The sequence below is a fragment of the Anaeromassilibacillus sp. An200 genome, assembly GCF_002160025.1.
Lineage (GTDB): Bacteria > Bacillota > Clostridia > Oscillospirales > Acutalibacteraceae > Caccousia > Caccousia stercoris.
In genome coordinates, this window is sequence record NZ_NFJU01000122.1 from 1 (window position 1) to 1,373 (window position 1,373).

Sequence of the window (1,373 nt, forward strand, 5' to 3'; positions counted from 1 at the left end):
AGACGAACCAACTTTTTTGTAGCATGAGAAAGCGCGACATTGTAGTGTTTGCCCTCCGCACGCTTCTTAGCAAGATAGGCAGCAAAGGTCGGATCCCAGTGGCAGACATACTTGGTCGCGTTGTAAAGAGCGTAGCGTAGGTATCGAGAGCCACGCTTTTCCATGTGTGGGTAGCAATTCTTGAGTTGTCCAGACTGGTAAGTTGAGGGCGACATCCCAGCGTAGGCCAACAGCTTGTCCGGGGAATCAAAACGAGTGAAGTCACCAACCTCAGCAAAAATCATGGCAGCCATTCGGAATCCAATCCCTGGGATAGTGGTAATGGGAGAATTAAGTTCATCCATAATGGCTTGAATTTGCTTTTCAATTTCAGCAATTTCGTCGTCCAGTTCTCGGATGAGCCGGATGGTGTGCTGCAATTCAAGAGACTTGGCAGGCATCCAGGAGCCAATAGAATTTCTGGCGGCATCCCGGATTTCAAGAGCCATGTCCCGTTTGTAGTGGCCTTTAGAGGCGGTTTCGAGCAGTGTTTTCAGCCTCGTCAAATGAGCTGCGGCAATCTGTTTGGCACCGGGGAACTCCTCCAGCAGGGCGTAGACAGAAGCAATATGCAGAGAAGGAACGAGCTTTTCCAACTCTGGGAACAGGATGCAGACCAGTCGAGCGATAGAACTTTTCAGCTTGGCACGCTCTTTCACCTTGTCAAAACGGTATCTGGTCAGTGACTTTAGCTCCTCATTGTGGTATGCTGTATCTGTGTAGGGTTTGAGGCCCACATCGGATAACAGCATAGAAGCAATCGTTCGTGCATCCACCCGGTCGGTTTTAGTCTTTCGCAGACTGAGACTCTTTCGGTAAATGTTTGTACGCAAGGGATTCAAGACATAGGTGGGTAGACCGTTGTCAAGAAGAAACCCGAGCAGATTGTAGCTGTAATGTCCGGTCGCCTCAAGCCCTACTTTTATTTTGTTCTGCGTGTTGGCGCAATCCTGGATTCGTTGTAACAGATAGTGAAACCCATCCATGTTGTTGGGGATAGTGAACACATCCGCCAGGATTTCACCCTCAGAGTTGACGATGAAACAATCGTGCTTATCTTTCGAGACATCGATACCAACAGAAACCATCATAACAAATACCTCCAACGATAAATATGTGATGCTGTATCCACAGTGCGCCTTACTTTTGTATCCTTGTTCTACATCAACCGTCTGGCGGTATTTAACTGATTAACAAAAGTGTAAGGGGCTGTGGTTGGAACCTTTCGCGAACCATCTTGTGGTAGGAGGACACTACCAATCCACAGCATCCCTTACAGTGTAGCACAGCCCTTGGAGAGGGGCTTTAATAACTACTACTCTATAATACAAGGA

At 47.8% G+C, this 1,373-nt stretch carries 1 protein-coding gene; it reads right to left on the reverse strand.

From position 1 onward, the window contains the following. Positions 1 to 1,127, reverse strand: a 1,127-nt coding sequence (locus B5F35_RS18145) for an IS110 family RNA-guided transposase (RefSeq protein ID WP_087243081.1), incomplete at its 3' end; no start/stop codon positions are given. Between the last annotated feature and the right edge of the window lie 246 nt (positions 1,128 to 1,373).